The following is a 2,526-nucleotide window of genomic DNA, read 5'->3' as shown; positions in this document are numbered from 1 at the left end:
CCATGCAGTCCGTGCCGGTCACCGTACCGGCACGGCGCAACGAGCCGAGGTAACTCATGGCGACCCGTATCGACGTTTCCGGGCTGACCGCCTACTACGGGAATTTCAAAGCCGTCTCCGACATCCACTTCAGCATCGAGCCGAAGAACGTCACCGCGTTCATCGGACCGTCCGGCTGCGGAAAGTCCACTGTACTGCGGACGCTCAACCGCATGCACGAGGTGCTGCCCGGCGCCAGGGTCGAGGGCCAGGTCCGGATGGACGGTCAGGACCTCTACGGTGCCGGGGTCGACCCGGTGAACGTGCGTCGTACCGTCGGTATGGTCTTCCAACGGCCGAATCCATTCCCGACGATGTCCATCTACGAGAACGTCATCGCCGGGCTGAAGCTGAATGGCACGCGCAAGAAGTCACTGCTCGACGAGCGGGTTGAGCAGTCCTTGCGCGGCGCCAACCTGTGGGAGGAGGTCAAGGACCGTCTCGCCCGACCCGGCGCCGGTCTCTCCGGTGGACAGCAGCAGCGGTTGTGCATAGCGCGCGCGATTGCGGTGGAACCGCAGGTTCTGCTCATGGATGAGCCGTGTTCCGCCCTCGATCCGATCTCCACCCTGGCCATCGAAGATCTGATCGCCACACTCAAGTCGACTTACACCATTGTCATCGTGACGCACAACATGCAGCAGGCCGCCCGGGTCAGTGACACGACGGCGTTCTTCACTCTTGACAAGACCGGCGATCCAGGACGGTTGGTGGAGATGGGCAAGACGGAGAAGATTTTTTCGAAGCCGAGCGAAAAGCGCACCGAAGAGTACATCACCGGGCGTTTCGGCTGAACCGGGCAGTTGCCGGCCTCGAGCTCACCCGAATTCATTGTGACCACTCGGATGCATCTCGTGCAGCCATTTGAAGAGGAGTCCCTTGCCCCGGAGCAGCGTCGCTCCGGGGAGGAGCCCGACCTGCCGAGCGGCCGGAGCCCGACGCTGCTGGTTGCCGACGCAGCCGCGGACTCCGAGCTTCTGTCCGCCCTCGCCGACCATGGCGTCGAGGTCAGCGTCGTGGTGGACGGTGCGCGTGCACTGCTGGAGATCGGTCGCCTGGCACCGGCGGTCGTGCTCATTTCCGCGCGTCTGCCGATCATCGACGGTGTGACGGTGGTGCGGACTGTCCGCACCCGCGACGACATGCCGATTCTGCTTGGGGTGGGCCCGCAGGACCGGCGGCAGGCCGCGGCGGGGTTGGAGGCAGGCGCGAGTGCATGCGTTGTCAAGCCGTACCGGATCAACGAGGTGCTGGGGCTGGTGCGGTCCGTCCGGGGCTTCGGCGTGGACCGGGCCGAGCCTGGGGTGTTGCGCGTCGGAGGGGTTACCCTGAACACGGTCGCATACGAGGTCCGGGTGGACGGCGTACCGGTGCGGCTGCCTCCGCAGGAGTTCAGGCTGCTGCGCATCCTGCTTGAACGGGCCGGGTCCGTGGTAACCCGCCAGACACTGCTTGAACGTGTGTGGGGGACGACCAGCCATAAGACCAACACGCTGGCGGTGCACGTACGCCGCCTGCGCAGCCGTCTCGGGGATACCGGCGATACTGACCACCCTCGCCTGATCGAGAGTATCCGCGGCGTCGGTTACCGTTTCCGCCTCGCTGACGAGCCGACTGCGTAGAAGACCAAAGGGCGCGCGACGATCGTCAGATCGTGCGCCCGGAGGCCGCAGTCCCCAGAGCGCTGATGGAGGTGAGGTGTGATCAGGCCTGCGCACCTACGTCGGGTGCGCGCCGGTAGGAGATGTCCGCGCGGTGCCGGGTGAAGCCGAGGCCTTCATACAGGCGTATTGCCCGCTGGTTGAGGTCTTCGACGTAGAGCATCACCGTTGCCAGGCCCTGATCGCGTAGGTGGTGCAGCCCGATGAGGGTCAAGGCGCGGCCGAGCCCGCGCCCGGCGAAGGTGGGCTCCAGACCGACGACATAGACCTCGCCGACGTCGGTCTTCGTGGCGGCGGTCTCGGCTGTCGAAATGCCACCGGGCCCGGGTATGTCGTCGATGCCGTAGTGAACCTTTGTCCAGTGGAAACCGGCCAGCCGGCCGGCGGACTCCGCGAGGAACAAGCCCGCTGGGTCGAACCACGGTTCGGCCTCCCGCAGACGAACATCGGTTACCGTCCAGCGGCCCTGCTCGGGGTGGTCGGCGAAGGCGGCACGGTTGACCGCCACCACTGCGTCCTCGTCCTGTCCAGGGATGAAGGTGCGGACGGTGACACCCGGTGGCAGTGCTATGTCGGGGAGGGCGGACAGCGGTCGGCGCATCTGCCAGAGCACGCGTTCGCGAACGAAGCCGTACCGGTGCGCCAGCGTCACCGTCGCGGGTGGGTCGCCGTGCGCCCAGACATCGAGCTGCGCGCGGGCCTGGTCAGCGGACGCGGTCAGCGCGGCGAGAAGGTGCCCGCCGCTGCCATGACGCCGTTGTCCGGGATGCACGACCAGCTCCGCCTGCCAGTTGTCATCGGAGCGGACGGCCAGGTAGGCGTATCC

General features: G+C 66.5%; 3 protein-coding genes. 2 read left to right on the top strand and 1 reads right to left on the bottom strand.

Going from position 1 to position 2,526, the window contains the following annotated elements:
• Nucleotides 1-56: 56 nt before the first annotated feature.
• Together pstB and U9980_RS00800 are read left to right on the top strand one after the other, a co-directional pair.
• Nucleotides 57-833: a phosphate ABC transporter ATP-binding protein PstB gene (pstB, locus tag U9980_RS00805; protein WP_322766244.1), complete on the top strand. Its 777-nt coding sequence runs from the start codon at nt 57-59 to the stop codon at nt 831-833.
• Nucleotides 834-893: 60 nt separating this feature from the next.
• On the top strand, nt 894-1,661 hold the full coding sequence (locus U9980_RS00800; protein ID WP_416210097.1) for a response regulator transcription factor: 768 nt from the start codon (nt 894-896) through the stop codon (nt 1,659-1,661).
• Between the two features lie 82 nt (nt 1,662-1,743).
• Here U9980_RS00800 and mshD read toward each other — a convergent pair.
• A partial coding sequence (gene mshD, locus U9980_RS00795; protein WP_322766243.1) for a mycothiol synthase occupies nt 1,744-2,526 on the bottom strand: 783 nt, incomplete at its 5' end.

The organism is Protofrankia sp. Cr1 (assembly GCF_963555865.1).
Classification (GTDB): Bacteria; Actinomycetota; Actinomycetes; order Frankiales; family Frankiaceae; genus Protofrankia.
Note: the sequence above shows the minus strand (reverse complement) of the source record. Positions and strands in the feature narration are given on the sequence as shown.